Origin of the sequence: Shewanella morhuae, from assembly GCF_003028295.1 — a bacterium.
GTDB lineage: Bacteria > Pseudomonadota > Gammaproteobacteria > Enterobacterales > Shewanellaceae > Shewanella > Shewanella morhuae.
Window position 1 is genome coordinate 1,347,535 of record NZ_PYSG01000002.1, and the last position, 26,823, is coordinate 1,374,357.

The window sequence follows — 26,823 nt, forward strand, 5'->3', positions numbered from 1 at the left end:
CGGCTATTGATGCTCGTCTCGGGAGAGTTTACGTAATTTGAGTTGTTTCTGTTGTACATTAAGGCTGGCTTTGACTAACTGTTCAACATCGGCTTCGAGAATTTGACTGAATTCAACATCGGCTTGCCATTGTGCATCACAGGGCTTGGCAGCAGACTCAGCGCTGATGTTATGCTCATTGTTCTGTGATTGAACGGCGGTGATGGGCTGAGTGGCAACAACTTTACCAAAGCACAAAATAGCCACTAATTCGTCGTGAATAAATAGGGTGATTTTATAATGGGTGCCAATGGCCAAGGCTGATGGCGTGAATAACCTTAAGCCGCTACCACCGAACTGACTACCAATGCATTTTTCACCCTCTTGGGTTTCTTTTTCTAATACATGTTGTAGTACCAAATCGACTTTACGTGATTGTAGCTTTAGAAAGTCCACCACGGCTTTTGCGTCGTTGTCTAAATGACGCAGTTGTAGCAGGCAGTTAGCCTCGAGCGTTTTAACTTCACTTAATAGCTGAATACCCAAGGATTGCATTGATCTTAATGCCATTTCTGAGGGTAATGGCTGGGAATTAGGCCATTGACTTAAATAGGCTGTGAAGTGGTGAGGCACACTAAAATACGGATTGGGGTCAGTGAACAAGGCTTGCCTCTTTATTTATAGGACCAATACCCCTATTATCGTGCCCATCTTCATGATTTAGCAAGTTCAGCACACAGGACGCAACCCTCTTTCAATGAATCCAGGATTTCCTTTCTACATTGGTTACCGCTATTGGCGGGCCAGAAAAGCGAACGCGTTCGCGTCGTTTATTACCTTATTTGCCGTTTCGGGCATTTTTTTAGGCGTTGCCGCGCTTATTGTTGTGAGCTCTGTGATGAATGGTCTTGAAGGCCAACTGAAGCAACGCATCTTAGGGGCAGTGCCGCAATTAACTATTTATAGCGAAGTTCCCTTAGTCGATTGGACTGAGCAAGCGAGTGCGCTTAAAGCTTTGCCGGGCGTACTAGGCGTAACGCCGAGCGTGTCGACTCAGGCCATGGTGCAATCGGCAGCGAATATTCGTGCGGTACAAATTTATGGCGTGTTTCCCGAATTAGCACAAGAACTATCTTCTGTGGCCCAGCACACTTACTCAGGCGCTTTTGAACAGCTAAAAAGTGGCGACTACAAGGTGATTTTAGGCGCTGAACTGGCAAGACAGCTTAAAGTCGCCCCGGGAGATACAATACGGCTATTAAGTGGCGATGGCGTGGTGTATTCGCCCTTAGGCCCCGTGCCGAGCCAACGTAAATTTTTAGTCTCGGGTATTTTTGAAATGGGATCGCAGGTCGATGCTGGCGTGGCGTATATCCATTATCAAGATGCGAAACGCTTAATGCGCCAACCCAGTGATGCCATCGATCAATTAAGGCTCTATTTAGCCGATCCCTTTAGCGCGCCAGCTTTAGCGCCTAAAGTTCAGGATGTTCTAGCTAAACAAGGTGTTAAGGCAACAACCAGTGACTGGCGTGACACCTATGGCCACTTGTTTGGCGCGGTCAAAATGGAAAAAAATATGATGTCGCTGATGCTGAGTCTGATTGTGGCAGTAGCGGCTTTTAATATTGTCTCGGCGTTAGTGATGATGGTGGTGGATAAAACGACCGATGTGGCGGTATTGAAAACCCAAGGCGTGACTACTCCCGCCGTGATGGGCATTTTTGTGGTACAAGGCACGCTCAATGCCGTACTTGGTTTAGTGCTTGGGCTCGCGGTAGGCATATTTATAACCCTGAATCTGAATAGCATTATGACGACTTTAGGCATTTCAATTTTAGGTGTAGGGCAGAGCTTGCCAGTGAAACTGGAGTTTATGCAGTTGTCTGTGATTGTGGTAGGCACTTTGTTGGTGACCTTATTAGCCACTTTATATCCCGCGCTGCGCGCTGCTAATGTGCAACCAGCAACCGCGCTGAGATACGAGTAACTACGCCAACATCTGCAAACCGTCGGTATTTAGCATGATGGTTTAGTAAGATTAAAATTATTTTACGCATTGATTTTATTTATATTTATCGATGCCAAAATCCGTTTAAGAGAGAACTTTAATGCAAGACGTGTTACTGCAAGTGCAGAGTGTCAGTAAGAGTTACCATGATGGCGCCGTGACCACGCAAGTGTTGTCTAATGTCGATTTGCAAGTGTTTAAGGGCGAGCAGTTGGCGATTGTCGGTAGCTCAGGCTCTGGTAAAAGTACGCTGCTGCATATTATGGGCACGTTGGATGAGCCAACCGCGGGTAAAGTGTTGCTGTTAGGCGAAGATTTATATCAAGTATCGAGTGCGCGCCAAGCACAGATCCGTAATCAGGATTTAGGTTTTATCTATCAGTTCCACCATTTGTTACCTGAATTTACCGCGTTAGAAAACGTAGCAATGCCAGCGTTTATTCAAGGGAAAGATCGCAAACAGGCACTTGCCGATGCGAAAGCCTTACTGGAGCGCGTTGGGCTGGGGCATCGCCTGACGCACATTCCTGCCGAGTTATCGGGCGGCGAACGTCAACGAGTGGCTATTGCAAGAGCCTTGATTAATAAACCTAAATTAGTGTTGGCCGATGAACCAACGGGTAACTTAGATGCAAATAGTGGCGATGCGGTGTATGAGCTTATCCGTGAGCTTGCCGACCAGCTGGGAACTGCCTTTGTGGTGGTGACTCATGATCATAAATTGGCTGCCCGCATGGATCGCCAATTGATGATGAAAAATGGTTTTCTGCAATTAGCGGCGGAAACCCAAGTATGAACGGCCCGTTAGCCTTATCCATTGGTTGGCGTTTTTATCGCGCTCGCCAAGCCAACAGTTTTATCAGCTTTATTTCCTTCGCATCGACTGCGGGTATCGCTTTAGGTGTAGCGGTATTAATCATCGTTTTGTCGGCGATGAACGGTTTTGAGCGCGAATTAGAGCAAAGATTACTTGGCGTAGTGCCACAGGCGGATATTGTTGGGGTGAATGAGCCGATTACTAACTGGCAAGAGGTGGCTGACGGCGCGCTACAGATTGAAGGTATTCGCGGCGCGGCGCCCTTTATCCGCATGCAAGGTTTAGTGCAAAAACCTGGTGGGTTTCAAGGCTTAGCTGTGGTGGGGATCTTTCCGAAAGAGGAAATGAAGGTTTCAACTCTGTCACAATTTATGAGCGATACCAGCTGGCAGAGTCTGAGCCAAGATGGCAATAATATTGTACTTGGCCAGAGTTTATTGACTAAGTTAGGGCTTGAGATTGGCGATACGCTGGCTTTATATGTGCAGGATATGGATCCAGAAACTGCAGGCAGTTTACGTGCGGCCAAAAGCCATCGTTTTGTAGTGTCTGGTGCCTATCATCTCGGCGGTGAGCTTGAACTGACTACAGCTTATATTCCACTGCAGTACGCAGCGCAAATTTTAAATTTAAACAGTGGCGTCACGGGCGTGCGTATTAGTGTTGATAAGGTATTTGATGCGCCAGCTAAAGTGCGCGAACTCGGTTACGCACAAAAACAGTCGGTATATATCAGTGACTGGACCCGTACCCAAGGGCATTTATATCAGGATATTCAGTTAGTTCGTACTGTAATGTACTTAGTGTTAGTGCTGGTGATTGGTGTTGCCTGCTTTAATATCGTCTCCACCTTAGTGATGGCAGTGCGCGATAAAGCATCCGAGATTGCGATTTTGATGACGATGGGCTTAAGCCGTGTTGCTGTGATGGGTATTTTTATGGTGCAGGGTGCCTTAAATGGTCTGCTTGGTTGCGGTCTTGGCGGCATTATCGGGATTAGCGTGGCGCTAAATTTAAGTGTGATTGCCAGTACGATTGAACAGTTATTGGGTATTCAACTACTATCAGCCGATGTGTACTTTGTCGACTTTTTGCCGTCAGAGTTACATAGCTCTGATGCGGTATTAGTCATTGCGATGGCATTTATAATGAGTTTAATCGCGACGCTTTATCCTGCTTGGAAGGCCAGTCAAATTGCGCCAGCACAAGCATTAGCGGGTAGGTAACACTTAAGATAATGAGTTAATGTTCCTGTTAACAGACGAGTGTTAAATTGAGTGCACAAGCTTTCAATGTGCAATCAAAGTGCAATCAAAGTGTAATCAGGGGCAATCATTAGGGGGCTATCAGAGTGCTGATTTACGGTAACGTACTCCTCCTGTTTGGATAATGATTTGGCATTAAAGCGATAGAAAAAAAAAGGCCAGTGAGCACTCTTAGAAGAGACTGCCACTGGCCTTTTTCGTGTTTAATCAGTATCTATGCGATATCTAAAGATAAGCGTTGATAGAGATTAACGCTTTAAACCTTCGTTCAATAATGGACGCATGATTTTAACTAATTCTGTGGTCACTTTAGGTGAGCCAGCAACGATATTACCAGAAACCAAATAATTATGGTTGCCAGTAAAATCAGTCACAGTACCGCCCGCTTCACGGCAAATAAGATCGCCAGCTGCGATGTCCCATGGCTTTAAGCCAATTTCGAAGAAACCATCTAAACGACCGGCGGCAACATAGGCTAAATCTAATGCGGCAGAACCTGCACGACGCAAATCGGCACATTGGCCGAAGACTTCGCCGAAAATAGCCATATAGGTTTCAGTGTGTTGACGAGCCTTGAATGGGAAGCCTGTACCAATCATGGTAGAGGTAAGTTCATTCACATTGGTCACACGCAGACGGAAATCATTGAGCTTTGCGCCTTTACCACGGACTGCGGTAAAGAGTTCTTCGCGAACGGGATCGTAAACAACCGCAACTTCAGTTTTACCTTTGTGTTGCAGAGCGATAGAAATTGCGAAGTGGGGAATGCCTCTAACAAAGTTGTTAGTGCCATCCAGAGGGTCAACTATCCAAACATAGTCGTTATTACTACCGCGGTTTTCGCCTTTCTCTTCACCCACAATAGTGTGATCAGGGTAAGATTTACGAATTTGGTAAGTAATTGTCGCTTCTGCTTCCTTGTCTACACTGGTAACAAAATCGTTGATACCTTTTGAACTCACTTCAATACGATCAAGTTCGGTATAGGCGCGCATAATATTTTGGCCGGCCGCGCGGGCAGCGCGTACAGCAATCGTCAGCATTGGATGCATTGCAATCCCCTGGATGTTAAAGAACGTTAAATAGCGGGCGGCATTATACTCGATTTGATAGTTATATCAAATACCGATTTTCATATAAGCATTCGGCAATGGCTGTGATAATATTCGTCCCCAACGTTTTATGAATTAAATTAAGTTATTCCATGCTAAGTAATATTCGAGTGGTTTTAGTGGGGACATCGCACCCCGGCAATATTGGTTCCACCGCCAGAGCGATGAAGACTATGGGTTTGTCTAATTTGTATCTTGCCGAACCGCGTGTTGAACCTGATGGGCATTCCATCGCTTTAGCCGCGGGTGCATCGGATATTCTTAAACATCTTGTAAAAGTCGATTCACTCGCTGAAGCGATAGCCGATTGCAGCTTAGTTATTGCAACCAGCGCGCGCAGCCGCACCTTAGATTGGCCGATGTTAGAGCCAAGAGAAGCGGGCGTAAAGTTAGCTACCGAGGCACTTAGCGGCCCTGTTGCTATTGTGTTTGGCCGTGAAAACCACGGGTTAAGCAATGAAGAATTGCAACAATGCACTTATCATGTAGCTATTCCGGCCAATCCTGAATACAGCTCGCTCAATTTGGCGCAAGCGGTACAAATTATTTGTTATGAAACCCGCGTTGCCCATCTGGCACAAAAAGAAGTGATAGAAGAGGAGCCAACAGAGTATCCGCTGGCCGCTGATCAGGAACGTTTTTTTGCCCACCTTGAATCGACCTTACTAGCGACTGGATTTATCATCAAGAATCATCCTGGACAAGTGATGATGAAACTGCGTCGTTTATTTAGCCGCGCACGGATTGAGAGCCCTGAAATGAATATCCTTAGGGGTATTTTGACGTCAATTGAGAAGGTCACTAATTCTAAAGATAAATAGCCAAATCCTAATCATCAATAATTACCGTACAGAATGACCGCAAAGGATAAATAATGGGCGTGATAGCTAGGCTAAAAGAAGACATTGAATCTATATATCACCGTGATCCTGCGGCGCGCAGCGCCTTTGAGATCTTGGTTAACTATCCAGGCATGCATGCTATTTGGTTGCATCGGATAAGCCATAAGCTATGGAAGCGTGATTGGCGCTTAACGGCACGTTGTTTATCGACTTTTTCCCGTTGGCTAACAGGGGTTGAAATTCATCCTGGTGCAACCATTGGTCATCGCTTTTTTATCGACCATGGTATGGGCGTAGTCATCGGTGAAACCGCTGAGATTGGTGATGATTGCACGCTTTATCACGGTGTAACGCTTGGCGGTACCACATGGCAAGCGGGTAAACGCCACCCAACACTAGCCAATAACGTGGTCATCGGCGCGGGGGCAAAAATCCTCGGGCCTATTACTATGCATGATGGTGCCCGTGTCGGTTCTAACTCAGTTATCGTAAAAGATGTGCCTAAAGATACCACTGTTGTCGGTATTCCAGGGCGCGTGGTGGCAACACCGTCAGCGCAATCGAAAGAGAAAACTGAACGTCGCAGCGCAATGGCGAAGAAATACGGCTTTGATGCGTATGCAGTATCACCGGATAACCCAGATCCGGTTGCTAATGCGATAGGGCAGATGCTGGATCATATGCATTTAATGGACTCTAAAGTTCAAGAGTTGTGCCAAGCCATTCAAGGGCTGGGTGGCAATGTTTGCACAGAGAGGTTGCCTGAGCTTGATATGGGGGAGTTTAATGATGCTGAAAAAGCGGCCGCCGAAAAGCGCGAAAATACTTTAGATGAGTTTGACCCAAGTATTTAAAGTGATATAGCTGGGTTTATAACTAATGCTATCAAGCTCAAATTTGACGTAGTTTTGGCTTAGGTTTATCTAAGTTTAGTTAAGATTCGATCAAGATAAAGTAACAGCCAACTCAGTTTCGATTAGTGTTTTAAGAGCTTGCATCGCATTCTGCACGCTTTTTGTTGTTGTTGATATCGTGCTGGATGTCGAGAAATTGCCTTTTCAGCATTGAATCTTAGGCCGGAAAAAGGTTAAATACCCCACCAAGATGAAAGGGTATTAATACAAGCTTAATACCTGAGTGTTTTAGTAGGTTTAATACTTGACTGATTTACTCGGGTATGTTGAAATAATGCATACTTGTTTGAAATGAAGCATACCTTTTCGGGAGCTATGATAGTAGTTATGAAACTGACATCAAAAGGTCGTTATGCAGTAACCGCTATGCTAGATGTGGCAATCCACTCAGCATCGGGACCCGTTCCCTTAGCGGATATCTCTGAAAGACAAGGCATTTCGCTTTCTTATCTTGAACAACTCTTTGCTAAGCTTAGAAAACATGGCTTAGTCGCCAGTGTACGAGGGCCCGGCGGTGGTTATCGCTTAGGCTTAGAAGCTAGTAATATTTCAGTTGGTATGGTTGTCCATGCTGTTGATGAGTCTGTCGATGCGACTCGTTGCCAAGGACTTGGCAATTGTCAAAGTGGAACTCGCTGCTTAACCCATTCACTTTGGGGCGATTTAAGCAAACAAATTTCAGATTTTTTAGATGGTATCAGTCTTGCCGGCTTGATGCAGAAGCGAGATGTACAATTTATCTCTCTTAAGCAGGACAGTATACAAAAGGAACAAAGAGTCAGTTTGTAAAGACGATTTGTTATATATAAAAATAATTTTTGTACGTTGTATGTAGCCTCCACCAGAGACTGCTCAGTACGGAGTGTGTTATGAAGCTTCCTATCTATTTAGATTATGCCGCCACCACGCCTGTTGATCCAAGAGTCGCGGAAAAGATGTTCCAATGTATGACAATGGACGGCATTTTTGGTAATCCCGCCTCACGTTCGCACCGTTACGGCTGGCAAGCTGAAGAAGCGGTAGATATTGCTCGCAACCAAGTTGCCGAGTTAATTAACGCTGATCACCGTGAAATTGTGTTTACTTCTGGCGCGACTGAATCTAACAACTTAGCGATTAAAGGTGTTGCTCATTTCTATAACAAGAAAGGTAAGCACATCATTACCAGCAAGACTGAACATAAAGCGGTGCTCGATACCTGCCGTCAATTAGAGCGCGAAGGTTTTGAAGTCACTTACTTAGAGCCAGCACCAAACGGCATCATTCCAATGGAACGTTTAAAAGCGGCAATGCGTGATGACACTATTCTTGTCAGCATTATGCATGTGAACAATGAAATCGGCGTGATCCACGATATCGATGCCATCGGTGAGTTATGTCGTTCAAAAGGCATTATCTTCCATATGGATGCGGCGCAAAGTGCAGGTAAACTGCCTATCGATGTGCAAGCCACTAAAGTAGATTTGATCTCAATTTCTGGCCACAAAATGTATGGCCCTAAAGGAATTGGTGCGCTATATGTCCGCCGCAAACCTCGCATTCGCTTAGAAGCGCAAATGCACGGTGGTGGTCATGAGCGTGGTATGCGTAGTGGTACATTACCAACGCATCAAATCGTCGGTTTAGGTGAAGCGGCTGCTATTGCAAAAGTAGAAATGGCCTCTGATAACGCACGTATTGGCTTATTACGTGACAAATTATGGAATGGCATCAAGCACATTGAAGAAACCTATATCAACGGTGACTTGACTCAACGCCATTGCGGTAGCCTCAACGTCAGTTTCAATTATGTTGAAGGTGAGTCGTTAATGATGGCACTGAAAGATTTAGCGGTTTCATCGGGCTCGGCTTGTACTTCAGCCAGCTTAGAGCCTAGCTACGTATTACGTGCACTTGGTTTAAATGATGAAATGGCACATAGCTCAATTCGTTTCTCACTTGGCCGTTTCACAACGGAAGAAGAAATCGATCACGCTATCGAAGTTATTACTCAATCTATTGATAAATTAAGAGAAATGTCTCCTTTGTGGGAAATGTTTAAAGATGGAATCGATCTGAACCAAGTTCAGTGGGCACATCATTAATTCTGGCTTTTACAATAGATAATTTTGGAGCAGTACCATGGCTTACAGTGAAAAAGTGATAGACCATTATGAGAACCCACGTAACGTTGGTTCTTTCGATAAAAACGATCCTTCAGTCGTAACCGGTATGGTAGGCGCACCTGCTTGCGGTGATGTGATGAAATTGCAGTTGAAAATCGGTGCCGATGGCATTATTCAAGATGCTAAGTTCAAAACCTACGGTTGTGGTAGCGCCATTGCGTCTAGCTCACTGGTGACTGAATGGGTAAAAGGCAAAACTATCGAACAAGCAGCGGCGATTAAGAACACTGATATCGCTGAAGAATTAGCACTGCCACCGGTAAAAATCCACTGTTCAATTTTGGCGGAAGATGCCATTAAAGCAGCTATTGACGAGTATAAATCGAAACAAGCTAAGTAACATCTGGAGTTAAGATGGCGATTACAATGACCCCAGCGGCAGCCGATCGTGTCAGATCTTTCTTAGTCAACCGAGGCAAGGGCGTAGGCCTGCGTCTCGGCTTAAGAACATCAGGCTGTTCAGGTATGGCATATGTACTTGAGTTCGTTGATTCTTTGAATGATGACGATGAAGTTTTTGATATCGAAGGTGTGAAAATCATTATTGATGCTAAGAGCCTGATTTATCTTCAAGGGATTGAGCTGGATTTTGTTAAAGAAGGGCTGAACGAAGGCTTTCAATTTAACAACCCTAACGCAAAAGGTGAGTGTGGTTGCGGTGAAAGTTTCACTGTTTAACTGCTAAAGTTAACGCATGAATTATTTCGAGTTATTTAAATTCTCTCCTGCCTTCGATATTGATACCGCCTTACTTGCAGAACGCTATCGCGAACTGCAACGGGCGGTTCATCCCGATAAGTTTGCTAATGATACTGATCAGCAAAAATTGCTGTCAGTACAACGCACTGCGCAAGTCAATGATGGTTTTCAAACCTTAAAAGATCCTATTCGCCGTGCCGAGCACATGTTGTCCCTTCGCGGCATTGAATTAAGCCATGAAACCACCACGGTGAAAGATACGGCTTTTTTAATGCAGCAGATGGAATGGCGTGAAGCGTTAGAAGACATACGCGACAGTGCCGATCCTCAAGCCAGCATCGATGAGCTATATCAATCTTTTGCACAATACCGCGCGCAACTGACTCAGCAATTGACACAATTGTTAAGCAGCGAGCAGCCTGAAGATGCATTGTTAGCGGCGGATCAAGTTCGCAAACTTAAATTTATGGCAAAATTACACGATGAATTAACTAGAGTTGAAGACGCGCTGTTAGATTAATTTTACGTGTTTACGTTATCTTGCTGACTCAAGCGTGCTTGGGTCGGCATTACTAAGTTGGATATATATGGCCCTTTTGCAGATAGCTGAGCCCGGACAGAGTGCCGCGCCGCACCAACATAGACTTGCCGTTGGCATCGACTTAGGTACCACTAATTCTTTAGTGGCAGCGGTTCGAAGTGGTGAGACGGCAACCCTGCCGGACGAATTTGGACAGCATTCATTACCTTCTATCGTGCGTTATACCCAAGATACCGTTGAAGTTGGCGCCCTTGCGGCTCAGAGCTCGGCGCAAGATCCACAAAATACGATTGTTTCGGTTAAGCGTTTTATGGGACGTAGCCTTGCGGATATTCAAGCAGGCGAACAATCACTCCCCTATGAATTTGCCGCTAGCGAAAACGGCTTACCTTTATTTGTGACCCCTCAAGGCCAAGTTAATCCGGTGCAAGTGTCTGCGGAAATTCTGCGTCCACTCATCGCCCGTGCTGAAAAAACCTTAGGTGGCGAGCTGCAAGGCGTGGTGATCACAGTACCGGCTTATTTTGATGACGCCCAGCGCCAAGGCACTAAAGATGCTGCAGCTTTACTGGGTGTTAAAGTGTTACGCCTATTAAATGAGCCAACCGCTGCTGCCATTGCCTACGGTTTAGACTCTAAGCAAGAGGGTGTGATTGCCATCTATGACTTGGGTGGTGGTACTTTTGATATTTCGATTTTACGTTTAAATCGTGGTGTGTTTGAAGTATTGGCCACTGGCGGCGATTCAGCCCTTGGCGGCGATGATTTTGATCATTTACTGCAAGCCCATATGCAACAAGTTTGGCAGCTTAAAAACATAGATCCGCAATTAAGCCGTCAACTGTTGATTGAGTCGCGCCGAGTGAAAGAAGCTTTAACTGATGCGGCTCAAACTGAAGCGAAAGTGACGCTCGCCGATGGCAAAGTGCTGGCGCAAACTGTCACTAAAGCTGAGTTTGATGCTTTGATTGCGGCGTTAGTGAAAAAAACCATCGCCTGCTGTCGCCGTACGCTGCGTGATGCGGGCGTGAGCGCAGATGAAGTGCTTGAAACGGTAATGGTTGGCGGTTCAACGCGGGTGCCATTAGTGCGTGAACAAGTTGAAGCTTTCTTTGGTAAACCGCCGCTAACGTCAATCGATCCCGATCGTGTTGTGGCGATTGGTGCAGCAATTCAAGCTGATATTTTAGTTGGTAATAAACCTGAATCTGATTTGCTATTGCTCGATGTGATCCCGCTGTCGTTAGGCATTGAGACTATGGGCGGTTTAGTGGAAAAAGTGGTGTCGCGTAATACCACTATTCCGGTTGCACGCGCGCAGGAGTTTACCACTTTTAAAGATGGTCAAACCGCGATGGCATTCCATGTCGTGCAGGGCGAACGTGAACTCGTTGATGATTGCCGCTCGCTAGCGCGTTTTACCCTAAAAGGTATTCCGCCATTGGCTGCAGGTGCTGCACATATTCGGGTCACGTTTCAAGTGGATGCCGATGGTTTACTGAGCGTTACTGCGATGGAAAAATCTACAGGCGTGCAATCTAGTATCCAAGTTAAGCCGTCTTTTGGCTTATCCGACACCGAAATCGCCACAATGCTGAAAGATTCGATGAAGTATGCCAAGGATGATATTGGCCGTCGTATGCTTGCCGAGCAGCAGGTTGAAGCAGCCAGAGTGCTCGAATCTTTACAGGCTGCATTAGCCAAAGATGGTGATTTGCTTAATGCCGATGAGCGTGAGCTGATTGAGGCTACCATGACTCATGTAGCACAAGTTGCCACGGGTGATGATGCCGATGCGATTAAACACGCAATTGAAACACTGGATGAGCAAACCCAAGATTTTGCTGCCAGACGTATGGACAATTCTATTCGAGTGGCATTTAAAGGCCAATCGATCGACAATATATAGGTGATACGATGCCCCAGTTAGTCTTTCTTCCCCATGCTGAATTGTGCCCTGATGGTGCAGTACTTGAGGCAAACGTTGGTGAGACAATTCTCGATGTAGCGCTGCGTAACGGCATTAATATCGAGCATGCGTGTGAAAAGTCCTGCGCTTGCACTACTTGCCACTGTATCGTCCGTGAAGGTTTTAACGATCTTGAGCCAAGTGATGAACTTGAAGATGACATGCTTGATAAAGCATGGGGGTTAGAGCCCGAAAGCCGTCTATCTTGCCAGGCTAAAGTAGTTGATAGTGACATGGTGATTGAAATTCCTAAATACACAGTTAATATGGTCAGCGAAGGCAATTAATTGTGTTGTAGTATGATGAAAACCAGTCCAAGCGACTGGTTTTTTACTTTTGGCGTTGAGCATTTGCGCAACTAATCTTGTCTATGGGTATAGATGTTTGATTTATCCCTGCGCAGGCGTATTATGCGCTCAAAATTAATGGTTGCCGGAGACCTGAATGAGAATAGCGATCTTATCGCAAGGGCCTGAGTTATATTCAACAAAGCGACTCGTTGAAGCTGCTCAATTACGTGGTCATGAAGTACATGTAATTAATCCCTTAGAATGTTATATGAATATCAACATGCGGCAATCGAGTATCCATATCGGTGGGCGCGAGCTACCTGCATTTGATGCGGTTATTCCTCGTATTGGCGCATCAATTACTTTTTATGGCTCCGCAGTATTGCGCCAGTTTGAGATGATGGGTGTGTATGCCCTAAATGATTCGGTTGGGATCTCGCGCTCACGTGACAAATTGCGATCTATGCAGCTGATGTCACGTCGCGGCATTGGTTTACCCATCACAGGTTTTGCGAATAAGCCGAGTGATATCCCAGACTTAATTGATATGGTGGGTGGGGCGCCGTTAGTCATCAAGCTACTCGAAGGCACCCAAGGGATTGGTGTGGTATTAGCTGAGACACGTAAAGCGGCAGAGAGTGTTATTGAAGCCTTTATGGGCCTTAAAGCCAACATCATGGTGCAGGAATATATCAAAGAAGCCAATGGTGCCGATATTCGTTGTTTTGTGCTTGGTGATAAAGTCATTGCCGCCATGAAACGCCAAGCGATGCCCGGTGAATTTCGCTCTAATTTGCATCGTGGTGGCACGGCAAGTTTAGTTAAATTAACCCCAGAAGAACGCTCAGTCGCTATCCGTGCGGCTAAGACCATGGGATTGAATGTGGCAGGTGTTGATTTACTGCGTTCAAACCACGGACCTGTGATTATGGAAGTTAACTCATCTCCAGGGCTTGAGGGCATAGAAGGCGCGACCACGAAAGATGTGGCGGATGCTATCATTGATTTTGTGGAAAAAAATGCAATTAAAGTGAAAAAAGTCACTCAAGCGCAGGGGTGATATTTTGTCCTTGAGTATTGATTATGTCATATCAACACTGATGCATTTTCTGATGGAGCGCTTTATTGTTCAGTTATGCCAATAGGGTTGAAGCAACATAGTCTAACTTCATTGGTGGGCATATTTTAAGATGAGTCAAAGTGTCTTTTAGAAGATTATTTGAAGTGATGCATCTCACGATTTTGCGGAGCCGCAATCGATATATAGTAATAATTTGATCACTGTCATGTTCACTGTCAGTGGATCTTGTACCTTGTTATAACTAGGTTAAGTATTTTAGATTATTTACGTTATTATCGCTGTCGCAAACTCAAGGATGTCCACATGAAAATTTTGCTGATATTGTTATGCGCACTTGCTCCCTCCATGGTTTGGGCTCACCCAGGCCATGGCGGTGTAGGTTTATTCCATCACTTGCTAGATCTTGCTCCCGCAGTCATCTTAGTGGCTCTGGTTGTGTGGGCGGGTATGTGGGCCAAGAATAGAAAATAAGCTTATTTTTAATGAGTTTGTATTCCTCGCTAAGGTTTTTTAATCCTAGTGAGGGTCATGTGTATGCGTAAACTGATTATCAATAAGGCAAATGAACATAAAATCTCAGACTAATTGGCTATAAAGATAGGATTTAGCGTTTAAATTTCGTATAATCCGCGCGAATTTTTTAAACTTGCTCACTAAAGGAAGCTCTTCATGGCGATCGAACGCACATTTTCTATAATTAAGCCAGATGCTGTTGCAAAAAACCACATTGGTGCTATCTACAATCGTTTTGAAACTGCAGGTCTACAGATCGTTGCAGCAAAAATGCTTCACCTAACAAAAGAACAAGCTGAAGGTTTCTATGCTGAGCATAGCGAGCGCGGTTTCTTTGGTGATCTTGTTGCATTCATGACTTCTGGTCCAATCATGGTCCAAGTGTTAGAAGGCGAAAATGCTGTTTTAGCTCACCGTGAAATTTTAGGTGCAACTAACCCAGCTCAAGCAGCACCTGGTACTATCCGTGCTGATTTTGCTGAAAGCATTGACGAAAACGCTGCTCACGGTTCTGATGCGGTTGAATCTGCAGCACGCGAAATTGCTTACTTCTTTAGTGCTGAAGAACTGTGCCCACGCACACGTTAATTTAACACTAAGATTAAAAAAGGAGCCTTTAGGCTCCTTTTTTATTGAAAATTTTTAATTTTATAGCTTGAAATGTGATTTCCCGTCCCTATATCTATTGCAGGATCGCTCTATGAGGATCTTAGTATCAAGTCTGTGCCGCAAGGACAGACTCTTTAACTCGGCGAGACCTAATATATTTTCATTGTGAAAACTGTCCGCCAAACTTCCATATTGCTTAAGACAAGGATATGAATATGCGTAACTATGATTTAACTCCGCTTTACCGCAGCGCCATTGGTTTTGATCGTTTAGCACAATTGGCAGAGCATGCTGCCGCTAATAATGGCAACACAGGTTATCCTCCATATAATATTGAATTATTAGGTGAAAATCGTTATAGGATAACGATGGCCGTAGCTGGATTCTCTATGGATGAACTTGAGATTAGTAGTGAAGGGGAGAAATTATTAGTCAAAGGTAATAAAGCCGAAATCCAATCAGAACGTAAATACTTGTACCAAGGTATTGCTGAGCGTGGTTTTGAGCGTACCTTCCAACTTGCTGATTATGTGACTGTATTAGGTGCAAGTTTAGAAAATGGTTTATTGAATATCGATCTTGTACGTGAAATCCCTGAAGCATTAAAACCACGCAAGATTGAGATCAGCTCATCGCGCTTATTAGATAGTCAGTCATAATTGACGCAGTAATAGCCGTGTAAAATCAAGGGGAGCATTATGCTCCCCTTGATTTTTTAGTGTTTACGTTAAAAAGATAGTTTTAGAAAATACGTTTTAAAGTTATGCTTTCATTGCTTTTTCGCCGCGAGCGAGACCCACCACACCGGAGCGAGAAACCTCAACTAATTTTGTGACTTCAGCTAATGCATGAATAAAGGCATCGAGTTTTTCTGAGGTACCTACCATTTGGATGGTATATAAATTGGCTGTCACATCAACAATCTGACCACGGAAGATGTCCGCCATGCGTTTGACTTCTTCCCTTAATTCACCTGGTGCACGGACTTTAACCAGCGCTAATTCGCGCTCAATATAAGCAGACTCGGTGATATTTGATACCTTTAAGACATCAATTAACTTATGTAGCTGCTTTTCGATTTGTTCTAGTACCGTCTCATCGGCAACAACGGTGATGTTAAGGCGCGATAGGGTGATATCATCCGTAGGTGCTACGGTTAAACTTTCAATGTTATAGCCGCGCTGTGAAAACAAACCGACCACACGTGAAAGGGCGCCGGATTGGTTTTCTAATAATACAGATATAATTCGACGCATTAGCATTTCTCCGTCTTAGTTAGCCACATTTCATTCATCGCACCACCGCGGATCAGCATAGGGTATACGTGCTCAGTTTCATCCACCATGATGTCGATAAAGACTAATTTGTCTTTCATTGCCAGTGCTTCAGCCATTTTTGATTCAAGTTCGGCTGGATCGCTGATCGTCATGCCTACGTGGCCATATGCTTCGGCAATTTTGGCGAAGTTTGGCACTGAATCCATATAGGAATGTGAGTGACGACCTGAGTAAATCATGTCCTGCCACTGTTTAACCATACCAAGAAAGCGATTGTTTAAGTTGATAATTTTAACCGGGGTATCATATTGCAGCGCAGTAGATAATTCTTGAATATTCATCTGGATTGAGCCATCGCCGGTGACACATACCACGGTGGCATCGGGCATCGCCATTTTTACGCCCATTGCCGCGGGTAGGCCAAATCCCATCGTGCCTAAACCACCAGAGTTTATCCAGCGACGCGGCTTATCGAACGGATAATACAAAGCGGCAAACATCTGATGCTGGCCAACATCAGAGGCAACATAGGCATCGCCATTGGTCAGCTTGTATAGGGTTTCAATCACTTGTTGTGGCTTAATGCGTCCGCTTTTTTTGTCGTATGCCAGGCAATCGCGGCTACGCCATTGCTCAATGTCAGTCCACCAAGTCGCAATCGCTTCGCTGTCGTTGTGTTCGTTCGATTCATTTAACAGCATTAGCATGCTGTCTAAGATGCTGTCGGCTGAGCCTACAATAGGAATATCCACCTGGATAGTTTTAGAAATAGATGATGGGTCAATATCGATGTGCAAAATGGTCGCATTCGGACAATATTTTTCCACATTATTGGTGGTTCTATCATCAAAACGTACGCCGATACCAAAAATTAAATCGCAGTTATGCATCGCCATGTTAGCTTCATAGCGACCATGCATTCCTAGCATGCCTAAACTGTTTTTGTGGGTACTTGGAAAGGCGCCAAGCCCCATTAACGTGCTAACTACGGGAATATTCAGTCTCTCAGCCAACTGCAAAATCTGTTTATCACAGCCTGAGATAATTGCACCACCACCAACATAAAGTACCGGTTTTTTAGCCGCTAATAGGGCTTGTAGACCACGACGAATTTGGCCTTTATGGCCAACGGTGGTTGGATTATACGAGCGCATTTTGACGCTCTTGGGGTAACAGTATTCATGCAATAATGCCGGATTTAAACAATCTTTGGGAAGGTCGACAACGACAGGACCAGGACGCCCCGTGGAAGCAATATAAAAGGCTTTTTTAATAATTTCAGGAATTTCAGTTGGATCAGTGACTAGAAAACTGTGTTTTACCACGGGGCGTGAAATACCAATCATATCGCATTCTTGAAAAGCATCATTGCCGATAAGATTACTTGGGACTTGGCCCGATAACACCACCAGTGGAACTGAATCCATATAGGCGGTAGCAATACCGGTAATTGCGTTGGTGGCGCCTGGACCTGAGGTGACTAATACCACGCCGACTTTTCCCGTTGCGCGGGCATAGCCATCGGCCATGTGTACCGCAGCTTGTTCGTGACGGACGAGAATATGTTCAATACCGGGGATAACGTGCAGGGCATCATAGATATCTAAAACTGAACCGCCAGGATAACCGAATATATGTTGTACGCCTTCATCAATCAAAGAACGCACTATCATGCTGGCGCCGGATAACATCTCCATGTGAAACTCCTATTGCATAGTACCGTTACGGTAAACAGTATCTTGTTACAGCGACGGTAATCGCTCTAAAATTAAGCCTGAACGGTAATCCAGACTACAAATTGCCGCACTGACTTCGTTGAAGACCCGTGATTCCCCCTTAGGGGCAGCAACTGTTGCAATGAACAGAATTTCATCTTATTCAAAAATAGCCACAACTCAAGTCTTTTATCCAAAAATTAACTAACTTGAAACAATTTCATGTTTGAATGGCTCGATAATGGGCAGGAAGAGACAAGTGAAGTTAAGTGAATGATATTTTTATTGTTTATTTTCAATTGGTTATATGTGTTATTAATAAAAAGGCACTATAAAGTGCCATTCCGGTGTGAAGTGCTAAATAAGGAGGCTCTTAACCAATGTTATTAATTTGCTACATGTGTGCATATGAAAATTACTTTTCTATGCAATACGATACGCAAATGAATAAATTATCGTTAGCTGATAATGATTAAACGGTTGGCGGTATTTGATGCTTTGGGCGATTCAACTGACAAATCCCGACTAACAAAATAGCCGTTAACATGAGCGCGGCGAAGGGGACAGCGGTACCATCATAAAACATCGCTAATAATGGCCCAGCTAAAGCCCCACAACCAAATCTTAAAGTCCCAATAACCGCCGTTGCTGTGCCTGTTTCTTGTTTGAACTTCATCAGCACGATCGCATCGGCATTCACTGACATCACCCCGAGGCAACCCATCAAAGGAATAAGCATCATCACGGTAAAATGATAGCTCAAGTCGAGTAAGTTGACGGTTAATAAACCGACTCCCGCAATGGCGCCAAAAAAAGTCGATACATGCAACATACGCAGCGAGCCGTAAAGACCCACAATACGAGTATTGATGATATTTGCTAGCATCAAGGCACCAACGTTAGTGCTAAATAAGATGGCGAAATAGGATTTATCTAGGGAAAAAACCTCCATATAAACGAAGGGTGATGCGGTGAGATAACAGAAAAAAGCAAAGGAGGTTAATACGCCACTGGCAATATTTAACTTAACACCTTGGCGAGTTAATACCGTTGCGTAGGCACCAAAGAATGACTTTTGGCTGCGAGTATCCATATCTTTATCACTGGGCATTTTCAGTGCAAACAGTACGAGTAGCAGTAAGGTTACGGCATAGGCTGATTGGACAAAGAAGATTAAATGCCAATCACCGAGTTCGAGGATCACACTGCCAATGCTTGGGGCCAATAATGGTGCCAACATCATGATTAAACTCACATATGACATACCCTTAGCGGTATTGTCACCATAAACCTCCTTTATGTATCCCGGTACTACCACAGTTGCGGCGGCGCCGATAAAAGCTTGCAAAAAACGCAGTCCTAGAAAGACTTCGACCTGACCAGCAAAACCAATCAGCAAACTGGTTAACATAAATCCACTCAGCCCCATGATCACCATAGGGCGACGGCCAATACGGTCAGCTAAAGGGCCAAAACACAACATGCCAAGGGCATAACCTGCTAGATAAATACTTAGGGATTGTTGCACCGTGGTGACATCAGTTTGAAAATTGAGCGCCAATGTCGACATTGCTGGTAAGTACATGTCGATGGCTAGTGGGGTGATAGCGACAATTGCCGCAAGCATAGGAATAAGCAAAGCTAAATTTGGTATAGATCTACTGTTATAAGCAGAAGGTTGTGATTGTGGGTCCACGGTTACCTCTTGTGAAAAAATGAAAATGGTTTTAGCGGACTGACGCTAGTTTAATAACATTGTTCTATGACAATACGCTGTTGTTACAATCACTATCAGCTAGCGCTTTGCATCAATATGAAAGCTATGGTTAAGATAATTAGTAGAATTTAGAGTAAAAAATGAATGGTGTTACTCACCCATATTGTTAGGCGCAAACTCATAGCATAGTAAAGTGCTCTGCTAAATAAACCAATCTTTGCGGTAATTTTTTTACATTGTTTTGTCGATTAAATTGTAACTAAGTTGTCTCTCGTGTTTACGCGTTTTTTAAGAAACCTTGTGCACAGGGGTCGTCCTCAATATTAATTATCTGCAGCGCCTCATTATGTGTGAATTAATTTCATCTCAGCCACGATGAGTAAAATAATTTATTTACAAGCTATTAAGTCTTTTTTATACCACGGAATAGGCATTTTGCACCAAAGAATGAATAGTAGCTTCAATACAGTCAATTGCTTGCTGAAATTGTGCATTATTTTCAGCGCCGCCCAGGCTCAAGCGGATAAAATTATCATGGCAATTAAAATCATCGCCATTACGAATTAATATACCTTTTGCGGCCAGAGCGGTTACAAGATGATGCGCCTTAATATCTTCGGGTAGTTGTAACCAACCGTTGAGTCCTCGCCAAGTTTGGGTTAATTCTAACCTTTCACCCATAGCAACACAGAGGTTTTGGCGCTGGCGCACAATGGCATCTCTATCTGCAGTGATTTGTCCTTTCTTAATTAACTGACATGCAATTTCAATATTGAGTGGTGACACCATCCAACATTGGCTATGAATCGCGAGGCGTACTTGGGCGATAAGGGCTTCTGGGACCAGAATGAAACCTTGCCTTAAACCACCAGAAAATAATTTCGATAAGCTAGAAATATAAATGACCCGTGGAATAGCCAGCTGTTTTGCTAATTGCCACAGGGGAGAATGCCATTCTTCGGGCAAACAATAATTCACATCATCTTCAATAATATAGAACTGGTACTGCTCTGCCAGTTCGAGAATTTTTTGTCGCTGCGACTCACTGTATTGAATGCAAGTGGGATTTTGGTTATTTAGGGTGAGATAAACAATTTTTGGATGGTGAGTTTGTAATAACACCTCAAAGCGGGTGAGATCGACCCCTTCATGGGTGAGCGGTACGCCAATGCTGGTTATGCCGAGTTGTTTAGCGCAAATTCTCACCCCAGGATAGCTGTATTGTTCGTGTAGCAGTACATCACCCGTCGATAAAAAAGCATTCAAACAGGCAAAAATGGCTTGCTGTCCGCCATGGGTGAAAATGAGTTGCTCAGGAGTTTGTTGTATACCGCGTTGGTTAAGCCATTGATGAAATACTTGCTGGTGTTGATCTAATGGGCCAGCACGATAACCCAGTAACTGACTGAGTTTAGTTGGGTCTTTCGCCAATTGGCTGAGGCAATCGCTTAGGGTGCTGATTTGATCTGTCAGAGGCTGCTGGCAGGTTGCCATATTCAGCTGTACGTTACCAAGTTCAGGTATTGGGGCAGTATTAACATAAGTACCATCTCCGACACGTGCTTGCACATAACCGCGTTGCTCAGCCAGCGCATAGGCGCGGGTTACTGTGCCAATAGTAATTCCTAAAATATCGGCTAAACGGCGCTGTGGTGGCAGTTTACTGCCTTGGGGTAACACCTTGTGTAATATGCCTTGTTCTATGGCGCTGACTAAGCGCTGATATTTAGGGCCTGAAAATTCGGTTAGATCCGGTGTCCAGATTGTACCCATGACAATAAATCCATTGATCTCTAATACTGTCTGTATATTATTTATTGCATCTGTTTATGTCAATAAATGTATGCATACAATACTAGGGCGATTATGAATACCGCATTACTCCACGATCCACAACTATGGACGTTGATGGCGTCAACAGCGCTATTTTGCGCCACGATGACAATGACTCCAGGGCCTAATAATGTGTTACTGGCCAGTTCAGGGGCGCACTTTGGTGTGCTACGTACCGTACCGCATATTGCAGGGATACGCTTAGGTTCAACCTCTTTACATCTTTCGGTATTATTCGGACTCGGCGCTTTGTTCGAAGCAATGCCTATATTTCATCAAATATTAAAGTATTTTGCTTTAGTGTATTTGCTTTATCTAGCCTACAAATTAGTGACATTGCCAGTACATAATACGAATTTAGATGACGGTCGAAAACCGATGACGCTGATTGAAGCCGCATTATTCCAATGGATTAACCCCAAGTCTTGGATGTCGACGATTACTTTGTGCAGCGCTTTTACATTAGGCGGTGATAGTTTCTGGTTAAGTGCTTTTCTGGGAGTCTTAGTGTTTAACTTAGTGGGGTTTCCCGCCTCATTCACTTGGGTATTTGTCGGGGCGGCGATCAGTAAAAAGCTTAATACCGATAGACGTAAACGCCATTTCAACTGGTTTATGGGCAGTTTGCTATTAATATCACTGCCGATGATTTTGCGTTAATGGCGTTTAATACCACTAAGATTATCGTTTATAGAAAGTTAGCACCAAACAAACTTGGGTAATGATTGGCTTTATGCCATAAGCAATATTAGTATTGGTGACTTTTTGACTAAGGAGGTCTAAAGGTCATCATTTTTGGGGTAGTTGTACTCAGCCTAAGGTATTTCAAGTATTATTTAATCTTAACTGGGTATAGTGGCTGTTATAACGGATTAATCTTATTACGTTATTTACAAAACTCATTCTACAGAGGTAGTTTTTTCGTTATCAAGGTGAGTTTGCATACCGAATCACGGGCTATTAGCCGTAAGGTTAACGCAGAGAAAGAGAAGATAAGCTGTAGAGACTCAGAGCTTATTCCAAGCTCGGTCAGTTAACTTGGGAGTGAATATATGGAGGTTATCGCGTGAAGTTTCCCAGTTTAGTTTCATTTATGCCAGGTTTAGCGCAAATGCTGCAGTATGAAAAACAATGGTTAAGGGACGATGTCCGTGCTGGCTTATCTGTTGCTGCGGTGGCGTTACCCGTTGCAATTGCTTATGCCCAATTGACCGGTGTGAATGCTGCTGTTGGCTTGTATTCTTGTGTTTTACCTATGTTGGTGTACGCCTTTTTTGGTACCTCCAGGCAGCTCATTGTAGGGCCTGATGCGGCAACTTGCGCAGTGATTGCAGCTGTTGTTACGCCGCTTGCAGCGGGCGACAGTATGAAACATTGGCAGTTAGTCATGACCATGACGGCTATGACGGGTTTTTGGTGCCTTATTGCGAGTCGTTTTAAGCTCGGTGTATTTGCTGATTTTCTTTCAAAACCGATTTTGATGGGATTACTTAACGGGGTCGCGATTACCATTATTGTTGGTCAATTTTCAAAAATTTTTGGTTTTACCTTTGATGAGCGTTATCTCATTGAACGCCTCAGCCTTACCCCTTCTTATTTATCAAAAACCCATTGGCCAACATTGTCTATGGGAATTGTAACGCTGGCAACCTACGCCTTACTCAAACATTTTCGTCCCCAATGGCCAGCTTCAATGTGTGCAATGGCAATGGCGGCTTTTCTGGTTTGGATGTTTAACCTAACAAGTCTGGATATTAGCGTTGTGGGGGAGGTTGCCGCAGGGTTACCTACTTTTCAAGTCCCTGCTTTTGATTTAGGTATTACCCGTGAGCTTGTGATCCCCGCACTTAACTTGGCCATGGTAAGCTTTGTCAGTATGATGCTGACAGCGCGAAGCTTTGCAGCAAAAAATGGTTATGATATCGATGCCGATAAAGAATTTAGGGCGCTAGGTTTAGCGAATATAGCCTCGGCATTATCCCAAGGTTTTGCTGTGAGCGGTGCCGATTCTCGTACCGCCGTTAACGATGCCAATGGCGGTAAAAGTCAATTAGTATCCATTATTGCTGCGGTGTTAATTGGCATCGTAGCACTCTTTTTTACCGAGCCGCTAAAGTATATTCCGAGTGCCGCCTTGGGTGTGGTACTGGTGATTGCTTCTATTTCACTTATTGATTTAAAGTCGTTATGGAACCTGCGCATAAGGGATCGTTCTGCTTTTTTATTAGCCTCAATTACGTTGTTCTCGGTATTGTTTATTGGGGTCATCCCAGGGATAACCTTGGCGGTATTACTGGGTTTATTCCAATTCTTGGCGACGGTTATGCGCCCAACAGATCAAGTACTTGGATTGGATCATAAGGGCGTTATTCGTAGTATTGATGATTCGGATAAAGCAAAGTCAGTTCCAGGTGTGTTTATCTACCGTTTTAATTCTCCATTAACCTACTTCAATGCAGCCTATTTTAAGCGCCGTTTGTTAGAGCGATTTGTACGTGAGTCGGAGCCGGTTGATTGCATAATTATTGATGCGGTACCTTGTTTTACACATCTAGATTTAAGTGTGATGGCGATGTTAGCTGATTTACATCAGTTACTTAAAAAGCGTGGAGTACGTTTAGTGTTAGCGGGTCGCAAGCGGCAGATGCTGGGATGGTTCGAGCAAGCGGGTATGCATACGGGTGAAGGAGGGATTTTGATCCGGCCTGATTTATACCTTGCTCTTAAAATGAATCAGAGTTACAAACAGGCTTTGGCCGAAGGGCAAGCACCTGTTATTCAAAAGATTCCGGATGACTCAGTATTACTACACAGCCATTTATAGTTAACGCTTGGCGTTTATAGGCGGTAGTGCTTAATTTTATAATGATATCTTTCGTAAAAAATATTCTAGAAATAGCGTAACTAAGGTTGCGCTATTTTTTTCGCCAGTAACTTATCAATAGAATGGGGCTTAGGTTTTGTTCCCGTTTAGTCTTTAAGAATTCTATCTAGTGGAATAAAACCGTGGTAAGCATAGTAACCCATAGGGCCAAGTATCAGGCTGAGTAAACACCAGAAGCATTTCTTATTTGTGCTGAGGTTGACTCTACTGTTGAAGGCTCTAAAGGCGAATAGACAATGTAATAACAGCAATCCTGTCAGCATAATTATGATGTTGATATCCATATGTTCCAACGCACGTATCCTTGTATTTTCTCATTCACGCTCTTGAGACATTAAGAGCGGTGGCTTTTTATTTAGCTATGTTGCCCAGTAATCAGCACTTTACTCGAACGGCGGATTAATATCCATAACATAAAATCACAATAATCCTTTTAATTTATTGGCTTACCAATCTCCTAACAAGTAAATCGGCGCATGACTAGCATTCCAGATCACATGTTTATGCATGGCGCTAATAAATATTTCGCTAGACATTAATCGCTCTAACCATGTGGCTACAGCAGGAAAGTCATCACTCAGCACACGTTTAGTTTCTACTGCGGCAAATTGGCGTATAAAAGGTGCGATGGCATAGTCGGCGAGGCGAGGTGTATGGCTCACTAAAAATGGCGTTTCACTAAGGCAATGTTCCAGTTGTATGAGAAAACAGCTCGCCTGTCGGTAATAATCTGCTTGCGTTTGCTCAGGGTAACGATCGCTATATTTATAGCGATCAAGCCATGGTTTAAATTGCACATCATTTTGTTCGATAAGTAAGGCCATTTTATCGGCAGCAGGATTTTTATGGCATAACAAATCTAATGGATCGCGCTGCATGAGTGCCCAGCGCATAATATCAAGGCTCTGGGCTATGACATCGCCGTTCGGTAACACTAGCACGGGCACTGTGCCTTTAGGTGACACGGCCAGCATCTCTAGCGGTTTGGCTTTAAGTGTAATTTCGCGGATTTCTACATTACATTGAGCGAGTAATAATCCAAGACGCGCCCGTATGGCATAGGGGCAGCGGCGGAAAGTATACAGAACGGCTAAAGCCATACAGGACTCCTCACTTGTGTTATTAGTTTGAAAAAGCCTTGGCAGGAATGCGGCTTATGAAAGGCGCAGATAGTACCGTGTTAATACATATATTTGTGTTTAATTTGTATTCAACACATTGTTTTTATCACTCATATACGTAAAGAATAACAGACCCAGCATTTTATCTGTGTTTATCTGGCTGTGACTCAGGTAAAATTCTGCGCTATTTTGGGATCTGTAGCAAACCTACAGATGGTTAATGTGTTTATGCACTGGAAATGAAGTTCCAGCCAGCAAAGAGGGTGTTATGGCTAAAGTTGTCGTGTGTGCGTTATATAAATTTGTGTCGTTACCGCATTTTGAATCGATTCGAGCACCATTGCTCGAAATGATGGAACAGGCCGAAATCAAAGGTACTTTACTACTGGCAAATGAGGGGATTAATGGTACCGTCGCAGGTACTGAACAAGCTATCGAAGCACTATTAGTTTGGCTCAATAGCCAAAATAGTCTGGATAATATTGTTCATAAACTGTCATTTGACGATGAAATGCCGTTCTATCGCACTAAAGTTAAATTGAAAAACGAAATCGTGACTATGGGCATTGAAGGGATTGACCCTTTAAAAGTCGTTGGTACTTACGTTAAGCCACAAGATTGGAACGCGCTAATCTCAGATCCCGATGTGATTTTAGTCGATACTCGCAATGACTATGAGGTTCAAATCGGCACCTTTAAAAATGCGGTTAACCCAGTAACCGAAACCTTCAGAGAATTCCCTGAATATGTGAAGCAGAATCTTGATCCTGCCAAACATAAAAAAGTGGCTATGTTCTGCACTGGTGGTATTCGTTGTGAAAAATCAACCGCCTATTTGAAAGAGCAAGGTTTTGAAGAGGTCTACCATCTTGAGGGCGGCATTCTTAAATATCTTGAAGAAGTCAAAACCGAAGAAAGCCTATGGGAAGGCGAGTGTTTCGTATTCGATAATCGTGTTGCGGTAAATCATGATTTAAAGAAAGGCCAATACGATCAATGTAATGCTTGCCGTATGCCTATCACTGAAGTTGAAAAACAGAGCCCAGCCTATGTGCAAGGCGTGAGCTGTCCACATTGTATTGATAAAATTTCTGACGAGCAGCGCAAACGTTTTGTTGAGCGTGAACGCCAAGTGAATCTAGCCAAAGCCCGTAATGAAGCGCACATCGGCAGCGATGTAAATCAAGTGATTGAAGCGCGCCGCGAGCAGAAAGAAGCACAGCGTCGACTCGCCGCCGAGAAAAATAACGCGAAAAAATCACCAGTGTTATAAAACATGCAGTGTGAGTCACTAATATAATGTGCATTATGGCCCGACTTGTTCGGGCTATTTTTTCATTATTTATTGTGTGCTTGCGCGAAAAGACAAATCTAACAATTGGCTTTAAAGCGTTTAGGTTGAATTATTTTATTAAAAAAGCGCATTTAGCGCCTTTTTAAAAACCATAAAATAAACACGCTTAAGCACT

Annotated in this window: 27 protein-coding genes; 19 read left to right on the forward strand and 8 right to left on the reverse strand. The window is 43.9% G+C overall.

From position 1 onward, the window contains the following. Window positions 1-3: 3 nt before the first annotated feature. The gene (locus C9I43_RS06410; RefSeq protein ID WP_107882790.1) at window positions 4-642 is read right to left on the reverse strand and encodes a hypothetical protein; all 639 of its coding nucleotides are present in this window, start codon (window positions 640-642) and stop codon (window positions 4-6) included. Window positions 643-736: 94 nt separating this feature from the next. Between C9I43_RS06410 and C9I43_RS06415 the strand changes: the two genes are divergently transcribed. The 3 genes from C9I43_RS06415 (at window position 737) to lolE (ending at window position 4,033) form a co-directional block, all read left to right on the forward strand. Then, window positions 737-1,969, forward strand: a complete 1,233-nt coding sequence (locus C9I43_RS06415) for a lipoprotein-releasing ABC transporter permease subunit (protein ID WP_107882792.1) — start codon at window positions 737-739, stop codon at window positions 1,967-1,969. A gap of 121 nt (window positions 1,970-2,090) precedes the next feature. Further along, on the forward strand, window positions 2,091-2,786 hold the full coding sequence (gene lolD, locus C9I43_RS06420; RefSeq protein WP_107882794.1) for a lipoprotein-releasing ABC transporter ATP-binding protein LolD: 696 nt from the start codon (window positions 2,091-2,093) through the stop codon (window positions 2,784-2,786). Then, a complete protein-coding gene (gene lolE / locus C9I43_RS06425; protein WP_107882796.1) occupies window positions 2,783-4,033 on the forward strand; it encodes a lipoprotein-releasing ABC transporter permease subunit LolE in 1,251 nt (416 codons plus the stop codon). Before lolD ends, lolE begins: the two co-directional genes overlap by 4 nt. 287 nt (window positions 4,034-4,320) lie before the next feature. On the opposite strand, the gene suhB is transcribed toward lolE, so the two are convergent. Then, on the reverse strand, window positions 4,321-5,124 hold the full coding sequence (suhB, locus tag C9I43_RS06430; protein WP_076500301.1) for an inositol-1-monophosphatase: 804 nt from the start codon (window positions 5,122-5,124) through the stop codon (window positions 4,321-4,323). Between the two features lie 152 nt (window positions 5,125-5,276). Between suhB and trmJ the strand changes: the two genes are divergently transcribed. The 13 genes from trmJ (at window position 5,277) to C9I43_RS06490 (ending at window position 15,466) form a co-directional block, all read left to right on the forward strand. Next, window positions 5,277-6,005 carry a tRNA (cytosine(32)/uridine(32)-2'-O)-methyltransferase TrmJ gene (gene trmJ, locus C9I43_RS06435; protein WP_107882798.1) on the forward strand — a complete coding sequence of 243 codons (729 nt, stop codon included), beginning with the start codon at window positions 5,277-5,279 and terminating at the stop codon, window positions 6,003-6,005. Between the two features lie 53 nt (window positions 6,006-6,058). Further along, window positions 6,059-6,880, forward strand: coding sequence for a serine O-acetyltransferase (gene cysE / locus C9I43_RS06440; protein WP_076500305.1), 822 nt, complete (start codon window positions 6,059-6,061; stop codon window positions 6,878-6,880). A 387-nt stretch (window positions 6,881-7,267) separates the two neighbouring features. After that, window positions 7,268-7,729: a Fe-S cluster assembly transcriptional regulator IscR gene (iscR, locus tag C9I43_RS06445; RefSeq protein ID WP_076500307.1), complete on the forward strand. Its 462-nt coding sequence runs from the start codon at window positions 7,268-7,270 to the stop codon at window positions 7,727-7,729. An 80-nt stretch (window positions 7,730-7,809) separates the two neighbouring features. Further along, window positions 7,810-9,024 carry an IscS subfamily cysteine desulfurase gene (locus C9I43_RS06450; protein ID WP_107882800.1) on the forward strand — a complete coding sequence of 405 codons (1,215 nt, stop codon included), beginning with the start codon at window positions 7,810-7,812 and terminating at the stop codon, window positions 9,022-9,024. Window positions 9,025-9,061: 37 nt separating this feature from the next. Then, the gene (iscU, locus tag C9I43_RS06455; RefSeq protein ID WP_006081856.1) at window positions 9,062-9,445 is read left to right on the forward strand and encodes a Fe-S cluster assembly scaffold IscU; all 384 of its coding nucleotides are present in this window, start codon (window positions 9,062-9,064) and stop codon (window positions 9,443-9,445) included. Window positions 9,446-9,459: 14 nt separating this feature from the next. Beyond that, window positions 9,460-9,783, forward strand: coding sequence for an iron-sulfur cluster assembly protein IscA (gene iscA / locus C9I43_RS06460; RefSeq protein WP_076500311.1), 324 nt, complete (start codon window positions 9,460-9,462; stop codon window positions 9,781-9,783). 16 nt (window positions 9,784-9,799) lie between these two features. Beyond that, complete coding sequence (gene hscB / locus C9I43_RS06465) at window positions 9,800-10,324, forward strand: co-chaperone HscB (protein WP_076500313.1); 525 nt, start codon at window positions 9,800-9,802, stop codon at window positions 10,322-10,324. 67 nt (window positions 10,325-10,391) lie between these two features. Beyond that, a complete protein-coding gene (hscA, locus tag C9I43_RS06470) occupies window positions 10,392-12,254 on the forward strand; it encodes a Fe-S protein assembly chaperone HscA (RefSeq protein WP_107882802.1) in 1,863 nt (620 codons plus the stop codon). Between the two features lie 8 nt (window positions 12,255-12,262). Continuing rightward, complete coding sequence (gene fdx / locus C9I43_RS06475) at window positions 12,263-12,601, forward strand: ISC system 2Fe-2S type ferredoxin (protein WP_076500317.1); 339 nt, start codon at window positions 12,263-12,265, stop codon at window positions 12,599-12,601. 157 nt (window positions 12,602-12,758) lie between these two features. Continuing rightward, window positions 12,759-13,664 carry a 30S ribosomal protein S6--L-glutamate ligase gene (gene rimK / locus C9I43_RS06480; RefSeq protein WP_107882804.1) on the forward strand — a complete coding sequence of 302 codons (906 nt, stop codon included), beginning with the start codon at window positions 12,759-12,761 and terminating at the stop codon, window positions 13,662-13,664. A 324-nt stretch (window positions 13,665-13,988) separates the two neighbouring features. After that, window positions 13,989-14,156: a hypothetical protein gene (locus C9I43_RS18880; protein ID WP_181317859.1), complete on the forward strand. Its 168-nt coding sequence runs from the start codon at window positions 13,989-13,991 to the stop codon at window positions 14,154-14,156. A 198-nt stretch (window positions 14,157-14,354) separates the two neighbouring features. Beyond that, the gene (ndk, locus tag C9I43_RS06485) at window positions 14,355-14,786 is read left to right on the forward strand and encodes a nucleoside-diphosphate kinase (RefSeq protein WP_076500319.1); all 432 of its coding nucleotides are present in this window, start codon (window positions 14,355-14,357) and stop codon (window positions 14,784-14,786) included. A gap of 236 nt (window positions 14,787-15,022) precedes the next feature. Continuing rightward, complete coding sequence (locus tag C9I43_RS06490; protein WP_076500321.1) at window positions 15,023-15,466, forward strand: Hsp20 family protein; 444 nt, start codon at window positions 15,023-15,025, stop codon at window positions 15,464-15,466. Window positions 15,467-15,568: 102 nt separating this feature from the next. Here the strand turns inward: C9I43_RS06490 and ilvN are convergent, their stop codons facing one another. The 4 genes from ilvN to C9I43_RS06510 all read right to left on the reverse strand — a co-directional run bounded on the left by ilvN (window position 15,569) and on the right by C9I43_RS06510 (window position 21,289). Beyond that, window positions 15,569-16,063, reverse strand: a complete 495-nt coding sequence (ilvN, locus tag C9I43_RS06495) for an acetolactate synthase small subunit (protein WP_076500323.1) — start codon at window positions 16,061-16,063, stop codon at window positions 15,569-15,571. Next, the gene (locus C9I43_RS06500; RefSeq protein WP_076500325.1) at window positions 16,063-17,781 is read right to left on the reverse strand and encodes an acetolactate synthase 3 large subunit; all 1,719 of its coding nucleotides are present in this window, start codon (window positions 17,779-17,781) and stop codon (window positions 16,063-16,065) included. The genes ilvN and C9I43_RS06500 overlap by 1 nt, the downstream gene beginning before the upstream one ends. A 490-nt stretch (window positions 17,782-18,271) precedes the next feature. Next, window positions 18,272-19,495, reverse strand: coding sequence for a multidrug effflux MFS transporter (locus tag C9I43_RS06505; RefSeq protein ID WP_107882806.1), 1,224 nt, complete (start codon window positions 19,493-19,495; stop codon window positions 18,272-18,274). A 435-nt stretch (window positions 19,496-19,930) separates the two neighbouring features. After that, window positions 19,931-21,289 carry an aminotransferase-like domain-containing protein gene (locus tag C9I43_RS06510; protein ID WP_076500330.1) on the reverse strand — a complete coding sequence of 453 codons (1,359 nt, stop codon included), beginning with the start codon at window positions 21,287-21,289 and terminating at the stop codon, window positions 19,931-19,933. A gap of 93 nt (window positions 21,290-21,382) precedes the next feature. Between C9I43_RS06510 and C9I43_RS06515 the strand changes: the two genes are divergently transcribed. Both C9I43_RS06515 and C9I43_RS06520 read left to right on the forward strand, forming a co-directional pair. Next, window positions 21,383-22,009 carry a LysE family translocator gene (locus tag C9I43_RS06515; RefSeq protein ID WP_107882808.1) on the forward strand — a complete coding sequence of 209 codons (627 nt, stop codon included), beginning with the start codon at window positions 21,383-21,385 and terminating at the stop codon, window positions 22,007-22,009. A 406-nt stretch (window positions 22,010-22,415) separates the two neighbouring features. Continuing rightward, a complete protein-coding gene (locus C9I43_RS06520; protein ID WP_076500334.1) occupies window positions 22,416-24,173 on the forward strand; it encodes a SulP family inorganic anion transporter in 1,758 nt (585 codons plus the stop codon). A 146-nt stretch (window positions 24,174-24,319) separates the two neighbouring features. On the opposite strand, the gene C9I43_RS19035 is transcribed toward C9I43_RS06520, so the two are convergent. Together C9I43_RS19035 and C9I43_RS06530 are read right to left on the reverse strand one after the other, a co-directional pair. Further along, window positions 24,320-24,517 (reverse strand): hypothetical protein, encoded by a 198-nt coding sequence (locus C9I43_RS19035; protein ID WP_076500451.1) that lies wholly within the window; start codon window positions 24,515-24,517, stop codon window positions 24,320-24,322. 162 nt (window positions 24,518-24,679) lie between these two features. Beyond that, window positions 24,680-25,333, reverse strand: a complete 654-nt coding sequence (locus tag C9I43_RS06530; protein ID WP_107882810.1) for a glutathione S-transferase — start codon at window positions 25,331-25,333, stop codon at window positions 24,680-24,682. Window positions 25,334-25,622: 289 nt separating this feature from the next. Between C9I43_RS06530 and trhO the strand changes: the two genes are divergently transcribed. Continuing rightward, the gene (gene trhO, locus C9I43_RS06535) at window positions 25,623-26,627 is read left to right on the forward strand and encodes an oxygen-dependent tRNA uridine(34) hydroxylase TrhO (protein WP_107882812.1); all 1,005 of its coding nucleotides are present in this window, start codon (window positions 25,623-25,625) and stop codon (window positions 26,625-26,627) included. Window positions 26,628-26,823 lie beyond the last annotated feature (196 nt).